The organism is Vibrio sp. 1F169, assembly GCF_041439605.1.
In the GTDB taxonomy this organism is placed as follows: Bacteria; Pseudomonadota; Gammaproteobacteria; order Enterobacterales; family Vibrionaceae; genus Vibrio; species Vibrio tasmaniensis_A.
The window spans coordinates 62,831-85,338 of record NZ_JBGOOI010000011.1 but is presented as its reverse complement, the minus strand read 5'-3'; the positions used below and the strand labels follow the sequence as shown (position 1 = coordinate 85,338).

General features: G+C 43.8%; 23 protein-coding genes. 11 read left to right on the top strand and 12 right to left on the bottom strand.

Translation table 11 applies throughout. The features are described 5' to 3' along the window. Nucleotides 1-63 precede the first annotated feature (63 nt). Nucleotides 64-1,134, bottom strand: a complete 1,071-nt coding sequence (gene lptG / locus ACED53_RS07225; RefSeq protein WP_017097528.1) for an LPS export ABC transporter permease LptG — start codon at nucleotides 1,132-1,134, stop codon at nucleotides 64-66. Between the two features lie 3 nt (nucleotides 1,135-1,137). Then, complete coding sequence (gene lptF, locus ACED53_RS07220) at nucleotides 1,138-2,238, bottom strand: LPS export ABC transporter permease LptF (RefSeq protein ID WP_009847716.1); 1,101 nt, start codon at nucleotides 2,236-2,238, stop codon at nucleotides 1,138-1,140. Nucleotides 2,239-2,429: 191 nt separating this feature from the next. Between lptF and pepA the strand changes: the two genes are divergently transcribed. The 5 genes from pepA (at nucleotide 2,430) to ACED53_RS07195 (ending at nucleotide 9,086) form a co-directional block, all read left to right on the top strand. Then, nucleotides 2,430-3,950 carry a leucyl aminopeptidase gene (pepA, locus tag ACED53_RS07215; RefSeq protein WP_017097529.1) on the top strand — a complete coding sequence of 507 codons (1,521 nt, stop codon included), beginning with the start codon at nucleotides 2,430-2,432 and terminating at the stop codon, nucleotides 3,948-3,950. A 99-nt stretch (nucleotides 3,951-4,049) separates the two neighbouring features. Next, nucleotides 4,050-4,499: a DNA polymerase III subunit chi gene (locus ACED53_RS07210; protein ID WP_017100045.1), complete on the top strand. Its 450-nt coding sequence runs from the start codon at nucleotides 4,050-4,052 to the stop codon at nucleotides 4,497-4,499. Between the two features lie 103 nt (nucleotides 4,500-4,602). Then, nucleotides 4,603-7,476 carry a valine--tRNA ligase gene (locus tag ACED53_RS07205; RefSeq protein ID WP_004735333.1) on the top strand — a complete coding sequence of 958 codons (2,874 nt, stop codon included), beginning with the start codon at nucleotides 4,603-4,605 and terminating at the stop codon, nucleotides 7,474-7,476. Nucleotides 7,477-7,696: 220 nt separating this feature from the next. After that, nucleotides 7,697-8,101: a DUF2061 domain-containing protein gene (locus ACED53_RS07200; RefSeq protein ID WP_017100044.1), complete on the top strand. Its 405-nt coding sequence runs from the start codon at nucleotides 7,697-7,699 to the stop codon at nucleotides 8,099-8,101. A 79-nt stretch (nucleotides 8,102-8,180) separates the two neighbouring features. After that, nucleotides 8,181-9,086 (top strand): bifunctional helix-turn-helix transcriptional regulator/GNAT family N-acetyltransferase, encoded by a 906-nt coding sequence (locus tag ACED53_RS07195; protein ID WP_017100043.1) that lies wholly within the window; start codon nucleotides 8,181-8,183, stop codon nucleotides 9,084-9,086. A gap of 94 nt (nucleotides 9,087-9,180) precedes the next feature. On the opposite strand, the gene ACED53_RS07190 is transcribed toward ACED53_RS07195, so the two are convergent. Further along, the gene (locus ACED53_RS07190; RefSeq protein WP_017100042.1) at nucleotides 9,181-9,978 is read right to left on the bottom strand and encodes a beta-galactosidase; all 798 of its coding nucleotides are present in this window, start codon (nucleotides 9,976-9,978) and stop codon (nucleotides 9,181-9,183) included. Between the two features lie 124 nt (nucleotides 9,979-10,102). Then, complete coding sequence (gene rraB, locus ACED53_RS07185; RefSeq protein ID WP_004735324.1) at nucleotides 10,103-10,519, bottom strand: ribonuclease E inhibitor RraB; 417 nt, start codon at nucleotides 10,517-10,519, stop codon at nucleotides 10,103-10,105. Nucleotides 10,520-11,096: 577 nt separating this feature from the next. Between rraB and arcA the strand changes: the two genes are divergently transcribed. The 5 genes from arcA (at nucleotide 11,097) to ACED53_RS07160 (ending at nucleotide 15,693) form a co-directional block, all read left to right on the top strand. Continuing rightward, entirely contained in the window at nucleotides 11,097-12,317 is a 1,221-nt protein-coding gene (arcA, locus tag ACED53_RS07180; RefSeq protein ID WP_009847726.1) for an arginine deiminase, read from the top strand. Between the two features lie 155 nt (nucleotides 12,318-12,472). Further along, nucleotides 12,473-13,477, top strand: coding sequence for an ornithine carbamoyltransferase (locus tag ACED53_RS07175; RefSeq protein WP_017100041.1), 1,005 nt, complete (start codon nucleotides 12,473-12,475; stop codon nucleotides 13,475-13,477). A gap of 286 nt (nucleotides 13,478-13,763) precedes the next feature. Beyond that, nucleotides 13,764-14,693: an aspartate carbamoyltransferase gene (gene pyrB, locus ACED53_RS07170; protein WP_004735321.1), complete on the top strand. Its 930-nt coding sequence runs from the start codon at nucleotides 13,764-13,766 to the stop codon at nucleotides 14,691-14,693. Nucleotides 14,694-14,705: 12 nt separating this feature from the next. Continuing rightward, entirely contained in the window at nucleotides 14,706-15,167 is a 462-nt protein-coding gene (pyrI, locus tag ACED53_RS07165; RefSeq protein ID WP_004735320.1) for an aspartate carbamoyltransferase regulatory subunit, read from the top strand. Between the two features lie 136 nt (nucleotides 15,168-15,303). Further along, the gene (locus tag ACED53_RS07160) at nucleotides 15,304-15,693 is read left to right on the top strand and encodes a RidA family protein (protein WP_004735319.1); all 390 of its coding nucleotides are present in this window, start codon (nucleotides 15,304-15,306) and stop codon (nucleotides 15,691-15,693) included. Between the two features lie 124 nt (nucleotides 15,694-15,817). Here the strand turns inward: ACED53_RS07160 and ACED53_RS07155 are convergent, their stop codons facing one another. The 8 genes from ACED53_RS07155 to mlaF form a co-directional block, all read right to left on the bottom strand. Then, nucleotides 15,818-16,543, bottom strand: a complete 726-nt coding sequence (locus ACED53_RS07155; RefSeq protein WP_029222177.1) for a 1-acylglycerol-3-phosphate O-acyltransferase — start codon at nucleotides 16,541-16,543, stop codon at nucleotides 15,818-15,820. Nucleotides 16,544-16,693: 150 nt separating this feature from the next. Continuing rightward, the gene (gene murA, locus ACED53_RS07150; protein WP_029225388.1) at nucleotides 16,694-17,959 is read right to left on the bottom strand and encodes a UDP-N-acetylglucosamine 1-carboxyvinyltransferase; all 1,266 of its coding nucleotides are present in this window, start codon (nucleotides 17,957-17,959) and stop codon (nucleotides 16,694-16,696) included. 8 nt (nucleotides 17,960-17,967) lie between these two features. After that, nucleotides 17,968-18,222, bottom strand: a complete 255-nt coding sequence (gene ibaG / locus ACED53_RS07145) for a BolA family iron metabolism protein IbaG (protein WP_004738686.1) — start codon at nucleotides 18,220-18,222, stop codon at nucleotides 17,968-17,970. 13 nt (nucleotides 18,223-18,235) lie between these two features. Continuing rightward, a complete protein-coding gene (locus ACED53_RS07140; protein WP_004735315.1) occupies nucleotides 18,236-18,544 on the bottom strand; it encodes a lipid asymmetry maintenance protein MlaB in 309 nt (102 codons plus the stop codon). Next, on the bottom strand, nucleotides 18,544-19,203 hold the full coding sequence (locus ACED53_RS07135; RefSeq protein WP_050546893.1) for a phospholipid-binding protein MlaC: 660 nt from the start codon (nucleotides 19,201-19,203) through the stop codon (nucleotides 18,544-18,546). Before ACED53_RS07135 ends, ACED53_RS07140 begins: the two co-directional genes overlap by 1 nt. A gap of 4 nt (nucleotides 19,204-19,207) precedes the next feature. Further along, nucleotides 19,208-19,699, bottom strand: coding sequence for an outer membrane lipid asymmetry maintenance protein MlaD (mlaD, locus tag ACED53_RS07130; protein ID WP_017100037.1), 492 nt, complete (start codon nucleotides 19,697-19,699; stop codon nucleotides 19,208-19,210). Nucleotides 19,700-19,701: 2 nt separating this feature from the next. Beyond that, nucleotides 19,702-20,481 carry a lipid asymmetry maintenance ABC transporter permease subunit MlaE gene (mlaE, locus tag ACED53_RS07125; RefSeq protein ID WP_009847733.1) on the bottom strand — a complete coding sequence of 260 codons (780 nt, stop codon included), beginning with the start codon at nucleotides 20,479-20,481 and terminating at the stop codon, nucleotides 19,702-19,704. Then, nucleotides 20,471-21,277, bottom strand: a complete 807-nt coding sequence (gene mlaF / locus ACED53_RS07120; protein ID WP_009847734.1) for a phospholipid ABC transporter ATP-binding protein MlaF — start codon at nucleotides 21,275-21,277, stop codon at nucleotides 20,471-20,473. Before mlaF ends, mlaE begins: the two co-directional genes overlap by 11 nt. A 263-nt stretch (nucleotides 21,278-21,540) precedes the next feature. Here mlaF and ACED53_RS07115 point away from each other — a divergent pair, with 263 nt between their 5' ends. Beyond that, the gene (locus ACED53_RS07115; protein ID WP_009847735.1) at nucleotides 21,541-22,506 is read left to right on the top strand and encodes a calcium/sodium antiporter; all 966 of its coding nucleotides are present in this window, start codon (nucleotides 21,541-21,543) and stop codon (nucleotides 22,504-22,506) included. Nucleotides 22,507-22,508: the final 2 nt, after the last annotated feature.

Sequence of the window (22,508 nt, the reverse complement as noted above, 5' to 3'; positions counted from 1 at the left end):
CGCTATTAAGCGAACTTAAAGCAAGATCAAAAAAGGAAGGCGCAATGCCTTCCTTTCTTCTATTTATAGTTTCCGCCTCAAAAGCATAATGGCAATTCCGAAGAACACCACGCTAGGGGCTATCGCACCAAAAGCAGGTGGTATTTGGTAAACCAAGCTGATTGGCCCAAAGAACTCGCTGGATATATAGAAAGTAAAACCAGCAATCACACCAGAGAGAATCCTTGCTCCCATGGTCACGCTACGTAAAGGACCAAAGATAAACGACAATGCCATCAACATCATGACCGCTATCGAAATAGGTTGAGTTATCTTTCGCCACAATGCTAGCTCATAACGTGCTGCATCTTGTTCTGATGCTTTGAGATAAGAAACATAGTCATACAGCCCACTTAACGACAGCTCCTCCGGTTTCACCGTCACTATCGCGAGTTTGTCTGGAGCTAACGATGTTTCCCAAGAAAAAGTCGGTAAACTCTCTTTAGTGACCTGAATATCATTCTCAAAAGAGGTGACCTCAACATCGCGCATTGTCCAAACGTTGTTTCCAACGTAATCGACTTCTTTTGAATATATGGCCGTTTTCAGAGCCTTGTTCTCATCATAGCGCCACATGTTCAAACCATAGAGCTTATCATCGTCTATTTTAACAATGAAAATGAAGTCATTGGCATCTCGAGCCCAAACACCGCTTTGAGTAGAGATAATACTACCACCAGCAACCGAGATGGTTCTTAAGTCACGAGCCATCTTCTGCGCTTGCGGAGCTCCCCACTGCCCAAGTAATGTCACTATCACCATTAACGGAATCGCAGTCTTAAGTACCGATAAACCAATATCTAACTTAGAGAAACCCGCGGCTTGCATAACCACAAGCTCAGAACTCGCAGCAAGCATACCAAGCCCAATCAATGCACCAAGCAATGCCGCCATTGGGAAGAACATTTCGATATCACGAGGAATACTCAATAAAACGAAATACAACGCTTGTAATAGATCGTATGTACCACGACCTACCTTCCGCAATTGCTCAACGTACTTGATAATTCCAGAGAGACCGACAAACGTCACCAATACCAGTGACGTGGTCGCGATGATGGTTCTGCCTATATATAAATCGAGAATCTTAAACACGGCTTAAGCCAACCTCTTATTCTTGAATTTTTCTTTCAAACGCCTAACCGGCACACTATCCATAAAGTTGGCACCAATCGCGACAAACAATAATAATGCATTGATTGGCCACATGCCTATTGCAGCAGGAATGTCCCCTTCTTCAATTGAAGATTTGGTTGCACTGATTGCCAAGAAGTAAGTCAAATAAATCAGGATTGCCGGACCTATTTTTGCAAAACGACCTTGTCGTGGATTAACTGCTGACAGCGGTACAACGAGCATAGTCAACAATGGGATACACAACACCAGTGACATGCGCCACTGCAATTCAGCCTTGGCACGATTATCTTGATTTCCAATAAGATCAATAGTTGGAATCGCTTCCCACTCTCGACCTTTCTTCTCTACTTCACGCTGACCAATTAAGCCTTCATACTCTTCAAAGTGCGTCACTCTATAATCAAGGCGAGAAGGCACTCCTTCATGACGAGTACCATCGTACATCACAATAACTTGGCGGCCATCGCTCAATTCTTTTACGTCTCCCGACTTAGAGAACATCACACTAGGAAGCACTGAGTCACGAGGTCGCATTTGAGAAACGAACACATTGTCTAATTGATTACCATCGATACCCTCTATAAACACAACTGAAGAACCATCGGGAGTCCTTGCAAATTTGCCTTTGGGTAGTAAATCGACGCTGTTCTCTGCAGCCACTTCCTCATACATTTGTTCTACTTTATCTTGTGACCACGGAGACAGCCAAAAGGAGTTAAAAGCAGCGACAGTTGCGGTAATCAACGCCAGATAAAGTGCTGATTGGATGAGGAATTTATTGCCAATACCCGTAGCATTCATCACCACAATCTCACTTTCGGCATAAAGGCGGCCAAAAGTCAGCAAAATGCCAATATAGATACTAAGTGGAAGCATCAAGAGCCCCATCGCTGGCATATTTAGACCCACGATCGATAATACAAGGCTTGCTGGAATATCACCATCAGAGGCGTCGGCTAAAACACTGATGAACTTTTGGCTGAGAAACACGAGAAAGAGAACAAAAAATATCGCAAATTGGCTCTTGATTGTCTCTCGGATCAAATATCTAACAATAATCACGCTCAAATTACCTATACAAAACTTGTTTTTTTGATTGAATCACTATAATTTCCCGTTGAACCTTTTATTTTTTAAATTTTTAGCTAAGTGTTAACGTTCTTCTTTAAGGTCAGTTCCATTATAGGATCCAACAAGTAAGAACCCATTATCCAACATTTAGTTCGATTTGTCTTCAGGATGTAGGAGTACGCATGGAGTTCAGTGTAAAAAGTGGCAGCCCAGAGAAACAGCGCAGCGCATGTATCGTTGTCGGTGTATTCGAACCGCGCCGCCTTTCTCCAGTAGCCGAGCAGTTAGATAAGATTAGCGATGGCTATATTAGTTCACTGCTTCGTCGCGGTGATCTAGAGGGTAAACCTGGCCAGATGCTACTACTGCATCAAGTACCTGGTGTACTTTCAGAACGTGTTCTGCTTGTAGGCTGCGGTAAAGAACGTGAGCTAGGCGAGCGTCAATATAAAGAAATTATCCAAAAAACCATCAGCACACTAAACGAAACGGGTTCTATGGAAGCAGTATGTTTCCTGACTGAACTGCACGTTAAAGGTCGTGATACTTACTGGAAAGTTCGCCAAGCAGTCGAAGCGACTAAAGATGGCCTTTACACTTTTGATCAATTCAAGAGTAATAAACCAGAGACTCGTCGTCCACTACGTAAACTGGTATTCAACGTACCAACTCGTCGTGAATTGAGCCTTGGTGAGAAAGCAATCTCTCACGGTCTTGCGATTGCTTCAGGTGTGAAAGCGTCTAAAGATTTAGGCAACATGCCACCTAACATCGCAAATCCTGCTTACCTTGCTTCTCAAGCTCGTCGCTTGGCCGATGATTACGAGACAGTGAAAACTAAGATCATTGGCGAAGAAGAGATGGAAAAGCTGGGTATGACTTCATACTTAGCGGTAGGCCGTGGTTCTAAGAACGAATCTATGATGTCTATCATGGAATATAAAGGTGCTGCTGACCCAGATGCAAAACCGATTGTTCTAGTCGGTAAAGGTCTTACTTTCGATTCAGGCGGTATTTCGCTTAAGCCTGGTGAAGGTATGGATGAGATGAAGTACGACATGTGTGGTGCGGCTTCTGTATTCGGTACAATGAAGGCACTAGCTAAACTGAACCTACCGATTAATGTAGTTGGTATCCTAGCAGGTTGTGAAAACATGCCAGGCAGCAATGCTTACCGCCCAGGTGATATCCTAACGACCATGTCAGGCCAAACAGTTGAAGTGTTAAACACGGATGCTGAAGGTCGCTTGGTTCTATGTGATGCGCTTACTTACGTTGAACGCTTTGAACCAGACTGTGTTGTCGATGTAGCAACACTCACTGGCGCGTGTGTGATGGCGTTAGGTCACCACATCAGTGCTGTACTGTCTAATCACAACCCACTATCTCACGAGTTAGTGAATGCTTCTGAGCAAGCAAGTGACAGAGCATGGCGCATGCCAATGGCCGATGAATACCATGAGCAACTAACGAGTCCATTTGCAGATATGGCAAATATCGGTGGCCGACCTGCTGGTACAATCACAGCAGCATGTTTCTTATCTAAATTTGCTAAAAAGTACCACTGGGCACACATTGACAGTGCCGGTACAGCTTGGAAGTCAGGCGCAGCGAAAGGCTCGACAGGTCGTCCTGTCTCAATGCTAGTCCAATTCTTATTGAACCGCAGCGGCCATGAGACTGAAGAGCAATCTTCTAAATAATGAAAAGGGCCTACGGGCCCTTTTTTAATAAGCGTTATTTGCTAGCTCCTGTTGACCAAGTAACATTGGTTTCCACGATTCCAAGTTCGAGTATTCAGTATGCAGACTGCCACATTTTACATTGTGTCTTCAGACAGCCCACAAGCCGGCGAAGAGGGTTTTGCTCACTACGTGTTGTTTCTTGCTCAGCATTTTGCAAAACAAGGCGCTAAACTTTATCTCAACTGTAACGATAAAGTTCATGCTGAGCGTATCGCTGAAGTTTTTTGGCAGGTAGAGCCTACTGAATTTATCGCGCACAACTTGGTTGGCGAAGGTCCAAAATATTCAACGAATATTGAGATAGGCCATCAAGGAATCAAACCTAATTGGAACCGCCAATTGGTAATAAATCTGGCCGATAATCATACAACCTTTGCGAACGCCTTTGCTCAGGTGATAGACTTCGTTCCTTGCGAAGAAAAAGCTAAGCAACTCGCTCGAGAAAGGTATAAAATTTACCGTCAGGCTGGATATCAGCTACAAACTATCGAGATTCAACATCCATAGTCAAACCTCATAGTTAAAGCTATCTTTGGATTTAGATTCAAGAAGCTTCACTTATGAAGTTTGACCACGATTAACCATTCACAGTATCCGTTATAAGAGCACTATGGAAAAGACATACAACCCAACATCAATCGAACAAGCTCTGTATAAGACTTGGGAAGAGAAAGGCTACTTTAAGCCACACGGTGACACATCAAAAGAAGCTTACAGCATCATGATCCCGCCACCGAACGTCACTGGTAGCCTACACATGGGTCACGCGTTCCAAGATACGATCATGGATACACTTATCCGTGCTCAACGTATGAAAGGCAAAAACACGCTTTGGCAAGTGGGTACTGACCACGCTGGTATCGCAACTCAAATGGTTGTTGAGCGTAAGATCGCTGCTGAAGAAGGCAAAACAAAACACGACTACGGCCGTGAAGCTTTCATCGACAAGATCTGGGAATGGAAAGGCGAATCAGGTGGCACGATCACTCAACAACTTCGTCGTCTTGGTGCATCTGTAGACTGGGATCGTGAGCGATTCACTATGGATGACGGCCTATCAGCTGCGACTCAAGAAGTATTTGTTCGCCTATACGAAGAAGACCTAATCTATCGTGGTAAACGTCTAGTAAACTGGGATCCTAAACTGCACACTGCAATTTCTGATCTTGAAGTTGAAAACAAAGACAAAAAAGGTTTCATGTGGCACTTCCGCTACCCACTAGCGAATGGTGTTAAAACCGCTGATGGCAAAGACTACATTGTCGTTGCAACTACACGTCCTGAAACCATGCTTGGTGATACAGGCGTTGCAGTTAACCCTGAAGATCCTCGCTACAAAGATCTTATCGGCAAAGAAATCCTGCTTCCTATCGTAAATCGTCTTATCCCTATCGTAGGTGATGAGCACGCTGACATGGATAAAGGCACGGGTTGTGTGAAAATCACGCCAGCTCATGATTTTAACGATTACGAAGTGGGCAAGCGCCATAGCCTACCAATGATCAACATCCTAACGTTCAACGGTGATATCCGTGACGCGGCAGAAATCTTCACAACGAACGGTGAAGAAAGCGATGTGTACTCAACAGAGCTTCCAGCAAAATACCAAGGTATGGAGCGTTTTGCCGCTCGTCGTGCAACGGTTGCTGAATTTGAAGAGCTAGGCCTACTTGAAGAAATCAAAGATCACGATCTAACCGTTCCTTACGGTGACCGTGGTGGCGTGGTTATCGAACCAATGCTGACGGACCAATGGTACGTACGTACAGCGCCTCTTGCTGCTCCTGCTGTTAAAGCCGTTGAAGATGGTGAGATCCAATTCGTACCTAAGCAGTACGAAAACATGTACTTCGCGTGGATGCGTGACGTGCAAGACTGGTGTATCTCTCGTCAACTTTGGTGGGGCCACCGTATCCCAGCATGGTACGACAACGATGGTAAAGTTTACGTAGGTCGCACTGAAGAAGAAGTTCGTGAAAAGAACAACCTTTCACCGGTAATTGTTCTTAAGCAAGACAACGACGTTCTTGATACATGGTTCTCTTCTGCACTTTGGACGTTCGGCACACAAGGCTGGCCTGAAGATACTGAAGCAATGAAAACATTCCACCCATCAGAAGTACTAGTATCTGGTTTTGATATTATCTTCTTCTGGGTTGCTCGTATGATCATGATGACCATGCACTTCGTGAAAGACGAAGACGGCAAGGCTCAAGTACCTTTCAAAACAGTTTACATGACGGGCCTTATCCGTGATGAAAACGGCGACAAGATGTCTAAATCGAAAGGTAACGTACTTGACCCTATCGATATGATTGACGGCATCGGCCTTGAAGAGCTAGTAGAAAAGCGTTGTGGCAACATGATGCAACCTAAACTGGCTGCTAAGATCGAAAAAGCAACACGTAAGACTTTCGAAGATGGTATCGAACCATACGGTACTGATGCACTGCGTTTCACTCTTGCTGCTATGGCTTCAACTGGCCGTGACATCAACTGGGACATGAAGCGTCTTGAAGGTTACCGTAACTTCTGTAACAAGCTATGGAACGCAAGCCGTTACGTACTGATGAACACAGAAGAGCACGATTGTGGCATGTCACTGTCTGTTGAAGACCGTGCAAACATGGAATTCTCTCTAGCAGACAAGTGGATTGAATCTCAGTTTGAAGTTGCAGCGAAAGAATTTAACGCTCATCTAGACAACTACCGTCTAGACATGGCAGCAAACACGCTTTACGAATTCATCTGGAACCAATTCTGTGACTGGTACCTAGAGCTAACTAAACCTGTTCTTTGGAAGGGTACTGAAGCTCAACAACAAGCGACTCGTTACACGCTTATCACGGTTCTAGAGAAGACTCTGCGTCTTGCTCACCCTGTTCTTCCTTACATCACTGAATCTATCTGGCAAAGCGTTAAGCCGCTAGTAGACGGCGTTGAAGGCGAGACCATCATGACTCAAGCGCTTCCTCAGTTTAATGAAGCTAACTTCAATGCTGAGATCGTTGACGACATCGAATGGGTTAAAACTTTCATCACAGCTATCCGTAACCTACGTGCGGAATACGACATTGCACCAAGCCAAGGCTTAGAAGTAATGATCAAAGTCGCTGATGAGAAAGATGCAGCTCGTATCGAAGCAAATAAGATCGTTCTTACTTCTCTAGCTAAGCTAGACGATATTAAAGTTCTAGCAGACGGCGAAGCGACTCCAGCTTGTGCAACTAAACTTGTTGGCAAATCTGAGCTGATGATCCCAATGGCGGGTCTTATCGACAAAGATGCTGAGCTTGCTCGTCTAGATAAAGAAGTAGCGAAGACTCACGGTGAGATTAAGCGTATCGAAGGTAAGCTAGGTAACGAAGGTTTTGTTGCTAAAGCACCAGAAGCGGTTATCGCGAAAGAGCGTGAAAAGCTTGAAGGCTACCAAGAAACTCTTGTTAAGCTAGAAGAGCAAAAAGCGACAATCGCTGCTCTTTAAAACTGAATGAACGAGGAGGTTTCGAACCTCCCGCTCTAGACAAAAAGGTTGGCCTTCATGGTCAGCCTTTTTTTGTGCCCTAAGTTCCAGTCCAATCAACCTCACTCCAGCTTATTGATAGCTTTTGCCTATCAAAACAATCTTAACTTCCCATTAGATTTAATGATAATAATTCTCAATAATAGTTCTATCGAAACAACACAACGACTGAGTAATTATCATGAAAAAGACACTAACCTTTGCTGCATTACATTTTACTATCGCATTTAGTGTCGCTTACGTACTAACTGGCGACATCTTAATTGGTAGCTTAATCGCTATGATTGAGCCTTCTGTGAATACCGTCGCCTTCTATTTTCATGAAAAGGCGTGGGCTCAAGTTCCAGCGCTTAAAGCTCGTCAGTGGATGACAAAGTTAAAAACAGCAAGCTTCGCTACTATCCACTTTAGTGTTGCCTTTACCGTTGTCTATTTATTGACTGGCGACGCCTTTGTTGGTGGTGTGATGGCAACGTCAGAACCCGCTTTGAATACTGTGGCTTACTATTTCCATGAGAAGGTGTGGTTACGAAAAGCAGAAAGCAAAGCAGCACAACCACAGTTTTGTTTGCACCAACATGCTTAACCTAAACAGTTTACTGTTGACATGGTTGCGATTCGCAATTAAATTATAGTTGTACATCGCAACTATATTGAGAGGCAACATGACTTCAGCACAACTTAGAGAATTATCACGTCAACTCGTTCGACAGTTTGGAATGCTCGACAAAGATTGTGGTGTTATTGCCCTACCTCCGATTCAAGCTCATACACTGATTGAACTAGAACAGCAGCCATTAACCGTGAACCAATTAGCGGATAAGCTCAATATTGATAAGTCCAACGCCAGTAGAGCAGTCAACAATCTAGCGAAGAACTCGTTAATTCAAACCTCACCACACCCCAGCGATAAGCGCAGTGTTGTGGCTTCAGTAACAGAGCAAGGGAAAAACACTCTTGCCAAACTTCACAATCAACAAAATCAATTTTATGACTCGGTACTTGAGCGTTTAACGGAAGCGGAAACTCAACAAGTTTCGGGGGGAATCGAGCACTACCTTAAAGCACTGCAACAAAGCCACGCTTCAATAGATGTGGTGGTTCGCCCCCTACAACAGCAGGACAACATCGTAGTGGCCAATGTGATTCGCCAAGTCTCTTATGAAAACGGGCTAACTGAAGATAAAGGTTATGGTGTGGCTGATCCCACCTTAGAAGACATGTTCAGTGTTTATAACAATGAAAGATCTCAATATTGGGTGATTGAACTTGATGGAAAGGTTGTTGGTGGTGGTGGATTTGCACCACTAGCAGGTATGCCAGAAGTCTGTGAACTGCAAAAGATGTACTTCTTGCCAGAAACCAGAGGCAAAGGTTTAGCGAAGAAGTTGGTTAATATGTCGATGGAGAAAGCTAAGGAACTGGGTTATCAACATATGTATCTAGAAACGACCGAATGCCTTAATGCCGCCGTTAAACTTTACGAAAAATTGGGCTTTGAACACCTTGATTCAGCTTGGGGAGAAACAGGCCATGACGCTTGTGAGGTTGTCATGGCCAAAACGCTATAATGTGTTTTTGAAATAGGGTTAGCGTTGGCAGTTCATTAGATGACAAGCGAGTGAGCAAATTGATTCATTACGTAACGGGCTAATTGAATAACCGCTAGTTACGCAAAAAGTTACTCACGCAAGAGGCTGGATTCAAGGCTACGAAAGAACTCTCTTTTTGCCCATCGAGTTCCACTTCTAACTGATATAAATGCTTAGGATTGGGCTTCTCAAGGTTAAATACCAGTGGAGCCTCAACCTGAAACACAACACCCGTATGTTCTGCTCGCACATCAATCGGCATCACGAGAGTCATACCATTAAACTTGATTGATGCAGATATTAACCCCGGCTTTAGCGTTTGATAGATAACATCTACTTTAAACTCACACCCACCACCGTGATGCCAGATTTGCTCGGTGACAACTTGCTCAAGCTTGACGTGACGAACGAACTGCAGATATGGAGCTTGCCAGATTCCGATACGAGAATCTGATTTAGCGACGACCTGTGAAGAGATAGAGTCATCCATATCCTCTTCAAGCAACAGGCTCTCCTCTTCTTCAAGGAAAAGGATCTCAAAACGATTTCGACCAGGCTGCATATAAGGACGAATGTCCTTGCGATATTCGGCTTCGCTGCCATCACAGTCAAACACGGCAACGCCATTGAGTCGCACTTCTGCAAAGTAGTCAACGCCTGCGACGACTAGCTCAACAAATGGGCATGCCAACATGGCATCATCCACTTCGATGTCATGCATCAGGTGCCATTCTTGCTCTGCGATTTCCTCTTCACTCAAGCTATTAGGGAGCTTTGAGCTTAATGGAGCAGGAAAGGTAATGTCATCTTGTGGGATAGAGAGATCCGTCAGTGGCGAAATTTGCCAAAGACCATCGAGAGGTAGCCGCATGTCATTCCTTGAGCTAGATCAATTTTGACCGCATTATAATGAATGAATGCATATAAAGACATTTATTTTTCTGAGGACAAAAAAATGCCAGCTCAAGGCTGGCATTCTTTAAAACTGGGAGAGATTACTCTTCGTCTTCATCATCTTCGTCAGGGTAGATAGCATCTTCACCTTCGTAGTAAGTGCCCCAACCGTCGTAGATAATGTCAAACTTCTCTGCAAGGTTTACAAGCTTCTCAACTTGCTCATCAATCGCTTCTGCGTTCAGAGTACACTGCATCGTTGCATCACAACAAAGTAGCTTGTTGCCATCTTCGTCTTCTGTCTCTTCAGCTTCAAGCACTTCAAAGCCCATTTTGAATGCTTCAACAACGGCTTTCTCAAGTACTGCGAAATCTTCAGCGAATAGGTGATGCTCGATATCGTATAGAGCTTCAGGATCGCTACCATCTTCGATTAGTGCTTCAATGATGTCGCGAGTCTCTCCTTTTTGAAATTCAATTAATTCCGCTACTGATAGATATTCATCTTCGTGAGACATGTGTCTGCTCCAGAGTGTTGACTATGAAAAGATCAAATTTGATTGCCACGAAATATGGCACGGATCGCCTAGAAAAGCCACCTAGATCAGGCGCAGAAGAGTAAGTTTATCGCTAGATAACAGAAGGGATATCAATTAAAAAGTGAAATCAAAATCACAGAAACAAATTTTCAACATATTATTAACCATCGCGTGTTTTAGCATTTCATTTTTATTGTTACTTTTAGTCTTACTCCTTCAAAGTTGAGTGGTTAGTCATATCAGATGCATACGGTAGATCACTTGAGTGGTGCATAAAACCGCACTTAAAAGTAAATAACTGCATAAATTTTGAATGAAAAATCATGTTAACCAAGCAAAGTGGATTATCGAATCACTGAAATTTGAGCATAGATCCGCAAAAAGTTTGTTTCAGAACTCAGCCTTTCGATTGGATTTTAATATCAAAAACCCCAAACAACTCAGCATTTAAAACCAAAAATATCAAAATAACATAACCTTTACACAAGTTTCAAAACTTGCATATTACGAACAAGCTTGTCATAAATAGACGCTGGATTAATAGTAAGGATGCAAAATGAGTAAGCTGTACGTTGGCTCCGAAGTCGGTCAATTAAGACGAGTTCTCCTAAATAGGCCTGAAAGGGCACTCACCCACCTCACCCCTTCTAACTGTCATGAGCTACTCTTTGATGATGTACTTGCAGTAGAAGCAGCAGGTGAAGAACACGATGCCTTTGCGACAACACTTCGTAACCAAGACGTTGAAGTGTTATTACTGCATGACCTACTGGTTGAGACACTCGCTGTAGCACAAGCTCGTGAGTGGCTGCTTAATACTCAAATCTCTGATTTCCGTTACGGCCCTACATTCGCACGTGATTTAAGAGAGTACCTTGCTCAAATGGACAATGAGCACTTGGCGACGATCCTACTTGGTGGTTTAGCCTATTCTGAGCTTCCTATTAAATCTTCTTCAATGCTACCGAAGATGCACCGCCCACTTGATTTCGTTATTGAGCCGCTACCTAACCATCTATTTACCCGCGATACTTCTTGCTGGGTTTATGGCGGTGTCTCTCTTAACCCTATGATGATGCCTGCTCGTCAACGAGAAACGAATCACTTGCGAGCAATATATCGCTGGCACCCTGTATTCGCGGGGCAAGATTTCATTAAGTACTTCGGTGATGAAGATCTTCATTACGACAACGCCAATATTGAAGGTGGTGATGTACTGGTAATCGGTAAAGGCGCTGTTCTTATCGGTATTTCAGAGCGTACCAAGCCACAAGGTGTCGAAAACCTAGCTGCGAGTTTATTCAAGTCCGGTCAAGCTAAAGAAGTGATTGCGATTGATTTACCGAAGCACCGCTCTTGTATGCACCTTGATACGGTCATGACGCACATGGATATCGACACATTCTCTGTCTATCCAGAGATCGTTCGCAAAGATTTAGACACCTGGCGCTTAACGCCAAAAGAAAATGGCGAAATGCGAGTAGAGAAAGCTGAAAACTACCTAACAGCGATTGAAGGCGCACTGGATCTCGATCAACTGAAGATCATCACAACTGGTGGTGATAACTACGAAGCTGAACGTGAACAGTGGAATGACGCTAACAACGTACTGACGGTGAAACCGGGTACGGTTATCGGTTATGAGCGTAATGTTTACACCAATGAGAAATACGACAAAGCAGGCATCGAAGTTCTGACAATTCCAGGCAATGAACTGGGTCGCGGTCGTGGTGGCGCTCGTTGCATGAGCTGTCCTATAGAAAGAGACGGTATTTAACTCAAGTAGTTCAGTAAAGCGAACACATAACTTATCTAGGCCAGTACCATTGTACTGGCCTTTTTTATCAAATTAATAAAATAACTATTCACAAATATAGCATTTTTATGTTTAACTAAGTTCTTCATTGATTCTATATACCCAAGGAGCGAGAGATGGCATTTAATCTTCGCAATCGTAACTTTCTAAAACTTCTCGACTTTACTCCTAAAGAGATTCAGTTTTTACTCGACCTGTCTGCTGACCTTAAAAAGGCTAAGTATGCAGGTACAGAGCAAAAAAAGCTTAACGGTAAAAACATCGCTTTGATCTTTGAAAAAGCATCAACTCGAACTCGATGTGCCTTTGAGGTTGCTGCTTTTGATCAAGGAGCTCAAGTCTCTTATTTAGGCCCTTCTGGTTCTCAGATTGGTCAAAAAGAATCAATGAAAGATACCGCGCGTGTATTAGGTCGTATGTACGATGGTATTGAATATCGTGGTTTTGGCCAGAGTATTGTCGAAGATCTTGGCGCTTATGCTGGCGTTCCAGTGTGGAATGGCCTTACTGATGAGTTCCATCCAACTCAGATCTTGGCTGATTTCCTCACTATGCTTGAGCATGGTCGCGGTAAACATCTGCATCAAATCAGTTTTGCTTACCTAGGCGATGCACGCAACAACATGGGTAATTCTCTGTTAGTCGGTGCCGCGAAGATGGGTATGGATATTCGCCTTGTTGCACCTAAAGCTTTCTGGCCAGAAGAACAGCTTGTCGAAGAATGCCAAGCAATTGCGCAAAATACAGGTGCACAAATAACGCTGACTGAAGACGTTGCCGAAGGCGTAAAAGGTTGTGATTTCCTTTACACCGATGTTTGGGTTTCTATGGGTGAAGCACCTGAAGCTTGGGACGAACGCGTGGCTGTGATGACACCTTACCAAGTGAATATGGATGTCATAAAGCTCACAGGTAACCCTCAAGTGAAGTTCATGCATTGCCTGCCAGCTTTCCACAACAATGAAACCGTGATCGGCCAGCAAGTCGCAGACAAATATGGAATGAACGGTTTGGAAGTAACAGACGAAGTATTTGAGTCCGACTACTCAATTGTGTTTGATGAAGCAGAGAATCGCATGCACACCATCAAAGCAGTAATGGTCGCGACACTTGGCCAATAGAGACTAATGAAAGTAAACAAAGCTTGATGTAATCGCTTGCGCTCACAAATTGAAAGCGTATAATTCTCGGCAATTTGTCTGAGAGTAGTGAAAATGACGCCAAGCAATGTTGTGATAAAACATAATGATATTGTGAAAACACATAATAAAATTGTGAAGACACCAAATATTGCTCGCAAGCTAGCATGCTTGCCAGGCCGTCTATTCTGCTTTTCAGCACTTTTTTAAAGCCTCCCATTATGGGGGGCTTTTTTATGGCCAATACATTATTGTGGGGAAGAAGATCATGGCGAATTCGCTCTATCAAAAGCACATCATCTCAATTCCAGAGCTTTCTCGTGAAGAGCTAGAATTAATTGTTCAAACGGCAGGTCAACTTAAAGCTGAACCAAACCCAGAACTCATCAAGAACAAAGTTGTTGCAAGCTGCTTCTTCGAACCTTCAACGCGAACTCGTCTCTCTTTTGAAACGGCTATTCAGCGCATCGGTGGTGATGTGATTGGTTTCGACAGTGGTGGTAACACGTCACTAGCGAAGAAAGGCGAAACGCTAGCGGACTCAGTACAGGTTATCTCTTCATACGTTGATGCTTACGTAATGCGCCACCCTCAAGAAGGCGCAGCGCGTCTAGCTTCTGAGTTCTCTAACGGTGTACCTGTTATTAACGCGGGCGACGGAGCAAACCAACACCCAACACAAACGTTATTAGACCTGTTCTCTATCGCCGAAACTCAAGGCCGCCTCGACAACCTTAACGTTGCATTCGTTGGTGACCTTAAGTACGGCCGTACAGTTCACTCGCTAACTCAAGCACTAGCGAAGTTCGACAACATCTGTTTCTACTTCGTTGCTCCAGAAGCACTGGCGATGCCAGACTACATTTGCGAAGAACTTGATGAAGCGGGTATCAAGTACCAACTTCTGACAGACATGGAAGATGTGATTCCAGAGTTGGATGTTCTGTACATGACTCGAGTTCAAAAAGAGCGCTTCGATGAATCGGAATACGCGCACATCAAATCAGCGTACATCCTGACTGCTCCGATGCTGGAAAATGCACGTGATAACCTAAAGGTTCTTCACCCTCTTCCTCGTGTTGATGAAATTACTGTCGATGTCGATAAAACACCTTACGCTTACTACTTCCAGCAAGCAGAGAACGGTGTTTACGCACGTGAAGCACTGCTAGCCCTTGTTCTTAACGAAACGCTGTAGAGGAGAGATATCATGTCTAAAGAGACTCAATTAAAAGTTGAAGCAATCAAGAACGGAACGGTTATCGACCATATCCCAGCCAACATCGGGATCAAGGTACTCAAACTGTTCGACATGCATAACTCAAATCAGCGAGTAACCATTGGCCTAAACCTGCCATCTTCTGCTCTAGGCGGCAAAGACTTACTCAAGATAGAGAATGTTTTTATCACTGAAGAACAGGCGAGCAAGTTAGCACTTTACGCACCTCACGCAACGGTAAACCAAATCGAAGATTACGAAGTGGTTAAGAAGCTACCACTAGAACTTCCTGAGCAAATCAACGATGTGTTTGAGTGCCCAAACACCAACTGTATTACTCACAATGAGCCCGTAGAAAGCAGCTTTAAGATCTTTGAAAAGAAAGAAGATATTCGATTGAAGTGTAAGTACTGCGAAAAAGTATTCTCTCGTGAGATCGTGACAGAAAGATAACGTCATACGGCAACGCCGATCGAACGCAAAAACTATTCAATACCTCGCCTGTGCGGGGTATTTTGATCTTTACCTATCCAAAGTTTGAAGGCACACTGAAAATTGATTTTTATCCAATAACTGATGGAATAAACCAATGACTAAAGTACTTCACACAGAATCTGCTCCAGCTGCAATCGGCCCATACGTACAAGGTGTTGACCTTGGCAATATGGTTCTGACTTCTGGTCAAATCCCAGTAAACCCAGCAACTGGTGAAGTATCTGCTGATATCGCAGAACAAGCTCGCCAATCTCTAGACAACGTTCAAGCGGTTGTTGAAGCTTCTGGCCTAACAGTAAAAGACATCGTAAAACTAACGGTATTCGTTAAAGACCTAAACGACTTCGGTACAGTAAATGAAGTTTACGGTAAGTTCTTTGATGAGCACGGTGTTGCAAACTACCCTGCACGTTCATGTGTTGAAGTAGCGCGTCTGCCAAAAGATGTAGGTATCGAGATCGAAGCTATTGCAGTTCGCAAATAGGTTTTAATATCTAGAATAAACGGTTTCTAGTAAACAAGTTGGCATAATGCTGAGCGTTTATCAGATACAAAAAAGGTTGCCCAATTGGCAACCTTTTTTATTGTTCATCGTTTCGCTTAGATGATTACTTCTTATTAAGCTCAATCACTTCTTTGTCTAACTCTTCAAGCTTCGCAGCCATCTGCTCACGAGCTAGGTTAGCCAGTTGACGAACATTAGACTTATCGTAATCTTCAGTGCTGATTGGTGGCAGCATTTCAACAATCACATGACCATTGTTCCAACGGTTCAGCTTCACGCCACCTGTTGAGCTACACACGATAGGGATAATAGGTAAGCCAGCGCCAATCGCAGCATGGAAAGCACCCGTTTTGAATGGCAACAAACCACGACCACGAGAACGAGTCCCCTCAGGGAACATCCATACTGAAACATCACTCTCTTTAAGGCTAGTAACCACTTGATCGATCGTACCTACCGCTTTGCTGCGGTTAGCTCGGTCGATTAGGATATTACCCGTCAGCCAATACAGCTGACCAAAAAGAGGCATCCACGCTAAGCTCTTCTTACCAACAGTCACAACCTTAGGTGTTACCGCTGATGAAATCGTGAATAGGTCCCAGCTGTTTTGGTGGTTTGCAACGTAAACATGTTGGCCGCGAGAGTAAGCATCTTCCGGGATACGAAGCTCTAACTTCATGCCAAAGATTTTCGACATGCGACCGAAATAACGGCCAAAGGTAAATACGTGTTTCGGGTTACGTGGGCTTAATAGACAATAGCCACAACCAAATACAAACATAAGAATCGCAAATATCGCCACTGCGAAAATACGTAATATTGCTATCATTTTGCTCCTCACAACCGCTAAGTTGATTCATCTATTCACACAAAATAGGCAATAGATTCACTTGCGGTAAATACAACTATAAAAAAGCCGAAACCAAGGTTCCGACTTTTATGTTTTCATCTTACTGATTCATGAATCCACTAACCTAAGTTAGTTCGACTCGCTAAATCGTGTAATGTTTGCGCCTAAAGCTGAAAGTTTATCTTCAATCTTATCGTAGCCACGATCGATGTGATAAATACGGTCAACGATAGTTTCGCCTTGGGCAATACAACCAGCAATAACTAGACTCGCAGATGCACGAAGATCCGTTGCCATTACTTGAGCGCCGCTTAACTTCTCAGTTTCACCACAAATAGCCGTGTTGCCTTCGATTTCCGCTTTTGCGCCCATTCGCTGTAACTCAGGAATGTGCATAAAGCGGTTTTCAAAGATAGTCTCAGTGATAACACCACTGCCCTTCGCCATCATGTTGAGCAGAGTAAACTGTGCTTGCATGTCGGTTGGGAAACCTGGGTGAGGTGCTGTTACGATTTTCACCGCTTTCAGCTCACGATCTGTCATATCAAGGCTGATCCAACCTTCGCCCGTTTCAACCTTCGCACCCGCTTCTTCAAGCTTCGCTAATGCAGCTTCAAGAAGATGAGCGTTGGTGTTGCGACAAACCACTTTACCGCCAGAAACAGCAGCAGCAACAAGGAACGTACCCGTTTCGATACGGTCAGCAACCACAGAGTGATGACCACCACCAAGACGTTCAACGCCTTCGATAGTAATCGTATCTGTACCTGCGCCAGAAATCTTAGCACCTAGTTTGTTTAGGAAATCAGCCGTATCAACAATCTCAGGCTCACGCGCTGAGTTATCTAATACAGTTGTACCTTCCGCTAGCGTTGCTGCACACATGATAGTAATGGTGGCACCCACACTTACTTTATCCATCACGATGTGCGCGCCTTTCAAACGGCCGTCAACACTTGCTTTTACATAACCATCTTCCAACTTAATGGTCGCACCTAGTTGCTCTAGGCCATGGATATGTAAATCAACAGGTCGAGCGCCAATTGCACAACCACCAGGAAGTGACACTTGGCCTTCACCAAAACGAGCGACTAAAGGACCTAAAGCCCAGATAGAAGCGCGCATTGTTTTTACTAAATCGTAAGGTGCACAAAATTCATTAATTTCGCTGCCATCAACATGAACACTACCGTTGCGTGATACTTTTGCGCCTAAACGCTTAAGCAATTCCATCGTAGTATCGATGTCACGTAGGTGAGGAACATTACTCACTTCAACCGGCTCTTCAGCTAGAATTGAAGCAAATAGGATTGGTAGGGCTGCATTTTTTGCGCCTGAGATCGTCACTTCACCGCTTAGCGGCTTATCCGATCCAATAACTCGAAACTTTTCCATCATAAACCTTAAAGTGACATCAGTTTCTTATCACGTTCCCACTCTTCCGGCGTGAAAGCCTTAATAGAAAGAGCATGGATATCATTGCGTTGAATGTATTCCATTAGTGGGCCGTAGATTAGTTGCTGCTTCTTAACTCGATTCATGCCGTCAAAACATGGATCAACCGCAACAACTTCGTAATGACTGCCTTCACCCTTCACGATAATTTCCTGAAGGTTCAGAGCCTCTGCTAATAATTCTTGTACTTTTGTGCTGTCCACAAATAGCTCCTGCCTAATTTTTTATGTGTTCTGCCATCATTGGCTGGATATTGCTCAATTGGAACAACGTTCGTAATTGTTCTGGCACGAAACTGAGCATTATATGACAGTTTTGATTTTTTGCATGCTCTAATAAGTGAATTAGCATCACCATTCCTGCTGAATCGACTCGATTTATATGGCTAAGGTCAATTTCAACGCTCGATTCTGTCGTTTGCCACTTTTCCAATATACGCCAGATTGCAGGTACACTATCTCGATCTATATCACCAAGAAGTTGATATTCTTTAGAGCTTAGCGCTTGCCATTGAGAATGGCTCATTATTTATTACTCTCAAAACGAATCGGTTGAGAAGCCAGTTTCTCGAGTTCGTCAGCTACTTGTAAGATGCCTTCTTGACGAATCTTAGTGTTCCACTCAGACTTCTTACTTGATAGCAGGCTTATACCTTCGGCAACCATATCAAATGCCTTCCACTCACCTGACTTCTTATCTTTGCGCAGTTTAAACTCAAGGTTAATGTTTGGTCGAGGCGTATCAATGATATCAACCTTAATACTGGTAATACGGCTATCTGTTTTAATTGTTGGTTCTGGACCAAATTTAATCGTCTGATTTGTATATTGAGTTAACACTTGAGCATAAGAAGAAACGAGATATTTACGAAATGCATCAATAAATACGCGCACGTCTCCTCTGTCAGCACCTTTCAAGTTCGGCCCTAGCAACTTCAGCGCCGCATATTGAGCATTCACATAAGGCATCAACTCTTCTTCCACGATGACCTTCAGTAACTCAGGATCTTGTTGGATATTCTCTTGCTCGTTCTTCAAACGGGCGAAAGCCTCTTCTGCAACTTGAGTCATCATCTGATAAGGCTGAGTTCGGTCAATCGGTTTTGCCGAAAAAGCTGGAGTCGACATCAGCAAAGCGACAGCTGTCAGAAGCAGTCTTTTCAATAAGTAATTAGTCTTTAACATGAGCCTACTCCTTAGCTTCGCTATTATCAGAGCCACCGACGCTATACAGCACTTGGCCAATCAAATCTTCTAATACTAATGCCGACTTGGTGTCTTCGATAGAATCACCATCAACCAACATCTCTTCATCTTCAAAGATGAAGCCTGGAACTAAGCTGATGTACTGCTCACCGATCAAGCCCGACGTTAAGATTTGAGCACTAGAGGTATCAGGAAATTGTGAGTACTTCGCATCAATAGACAGTTCAACCACAGGAAGGTAGCTCTCAGTATCAAGTTCAATACTTTGAACTCGACCAACAACGACGCCCCCCACCTTTACTGGTGAGCGAACCTTTAGGCTGCCAATATTGTCAAAGGTCGCTTTTAAGTTGTAAGTATGGTTTGAACCGAGACCTTTTACGTCAGCGACTTGAAAGATCATGATTAAGATTGCGCAAATTCCGGCAATAACAAAGGTGCCGACCCATAATTCTAATTTTCGAGTTTGTTGCATGATTAATTCCCAAACATCAATGCGGTAAGAACAAAATCTAGCCCTAATACCGCTAGAGAAGAGTGTACTACTGTGCGTGTGGTTGCCTGACTAATACCTTCGGATGTCGGTACTGCATCATAACCATTAAAAAGTGCGATCCAAGTTACGGTGATAGCGAAGACCATGCATTTGATCATACTGTTACCAATATCACGGCCAAGCTCAACGGAAGACTGCATCGCAGACCAGAAACTGCCGTGGTCAATACCTTTCCAATCCACACCGACTAACTGAGCACCCCAAATCCCGACCGCCATAAAAATCATAGCGAGCAGTGGCATAGAAATAAGGCCGGCCCAGAGACGTGGCGCAATAATGCGTTTAAGAGGATCAACCGCCATCATCTCAAGACTAGAGATCTGTTCCGTTGCTTTCATTAAGCCGATCTCAGCCGTTAATGCTGAACCCGCACGGCCAGCAAACAGAAGTGCTGTCACCACAGGGCCCAGTTCCCGTAACAACGAGAGCGCGACCATTTGCCCAAGGTTACCCTCTGCGCCATAGTCGATTAATACGACATAGCCCTGCAGACTGAGTACCATGCCAATAAACAAACCCGAAACTAAAATGATAGCCAATGACTGAACGCCAACGCTATAAAATTGTTTAACTAATAGAGGGAAGTTTTTTAGTTTCGGGATGCCAAACAAAGCCCCAAATAGCATTAGGCTTGCTCGACCAAATGACTCACAGATCGCAAGTGCGCGCTTACCGACACCCGCAATAGTTTTAGCAATCATATTCAAACAAATCCTTTTCTAAGCTATTTGCAGGAAACCTAAATGGCACAGGGCCATCCGATTCACCTTGCAAAAATTGCTGCACTCTTGGGTCGCTGTTGTTGTACAACTCATCAGGAGAACCTGCAGCAATAATTTTCCCATCAGCCATCAAATAAACCCAATCAGCAATGCTCATCACCTCAGGGACATCATGAGAAACGACAATCGAGGTTAAGCCCAAGGCTTGATTGAGGTTACGAATCAACTCAACCAAAACACCCATGGTGATTGGGTCTTGGCCAACAAAAGGCTCATCATACATAATAAGTTCTGGGTCCAATGCGATCGCACGGGCCAACGCCGCTCGTCTCGCCATACCACCAGACAACTCACTCGGCATTAATTGCGCCGCGCCTCGCAACCCTACCGCCTCAAGCTTAAGCAATACAATGGTACGAATGAATTTTTCGTTAAGTTCAGTGTGCTCTCGCAAAGGAAACGCCACATTATCAAAGACATTCAGATCCGTGAAAAGTGCCCCCGATTGGAAAAGCATGCTCATTTTCTTGCGTGCTTGATATAGCTTTCGACGTGGCAATGCAGGGATGTTGTCGCCATCAAACCAAATTTCACCTTCATCTGGTGGTAATTGTCCACCAATCAGACGTAATAAGGTTGTTTTACCGATCCCTGACGGCCCCATGATCGCGGTTATTTTTCCTTGAGGAACCTCTAAACTGATGTCATCAAAGATAATTCGCTCACCGCGTGAGAAGCTGAGATTCTTAACTTTCACAAGCTCAGTGTTCAACATACTTTTGTTGTTTCCTTGCTTTAAAAACGCCAATTATGGCTGCAATAATAATGAGTCTACTTTAGAATTAAAAGCGCTGTTCAATTAATTATTAAAAACAGAAAACAAAGGCAGGGATTTGAAAGCATTGAGAAATTCATTCCTCATCAACATTTCTTTACCACTAACTAGCAATTAATTTGTCGAGTGACTTCCCTTTTATCTAGCAACAAGTCAAAATTAGCGGTTAATTCTCCGTTTTTTATTAATTTTTAGGAATCATCATGCTTGAAGCGATTGCGTTTCTTATTATCGGTCTAGGTTTTTTGGTGTGGAGTGCAGATAAGCTGGTCTACGGTGCCGCTGCTCTTGCTCGCAACTTCGGTATTTCACCACTAGTTATCGGTATGACAATCTTAGCAATGGGATCTTCAGCTCCTGAAATGATGGTTTCTGCTACAGCAGCCCTTGATGGTAAAACAGATACGGCGGTAGGTAATGTATTAGGCTCAAACATCGCTAACATCGCGCTGATTTTAGGTATTACAGCCCTTATCAAGCCATTATCGATTAGCTCTGGTGTGATTCGTCGTGAACTACCTTTAATGATAGGTGTCACTCTATTAGCGGGCGCACTGCTTTGGGATAATCACTTAGGTTTCTATGAAGGTGTGTTGTTGTTTGTTCTTTTTGCCGCTTTCTTATTTGCGATGCTGCAAATCAGCCGTAGTGAGAAAAAGAACGGTGATGCCTTTCTTGACGAACAAGAATCTGAAGTTCCTGAAGGCGTGAGCAACCCCAAAGCCGCAATGTGGGTGGTGGTTGGCCTGATTATTCTACCTCTAGCGGCCAACATGTTGGTTGACAACGCGGTTGTAATCGCGAAGTTCTTTGGTATGAGCGACCTTGTGATTGGTTTAACCATTATTGCCGTTGGCACAAGTTTACCTGAACTTGCAGCATCACTAGCTGGTGTTATGAAAGGTGAAGATGATATGGCTGTGGGTAATATCATTGGCTCAAACGTATTCAACATCCTTGCCGTGATGGGTATCCCAGGCATCCTAAACCCTTCCATCTTGAGCGAGTTTGCAATGGGTCGTGACTTCTGGGTGATGCTAGGCGTATCACTACTCCTTGTTATCATGGCACTAGGAAAATCTCGTAGCGTGAATCGTATCGAAGGCGGCGTGTTAATCGTGACGTTTGTGGCGTATCAAAGTTACCTACTAATGAACATGTCAGCTTAATT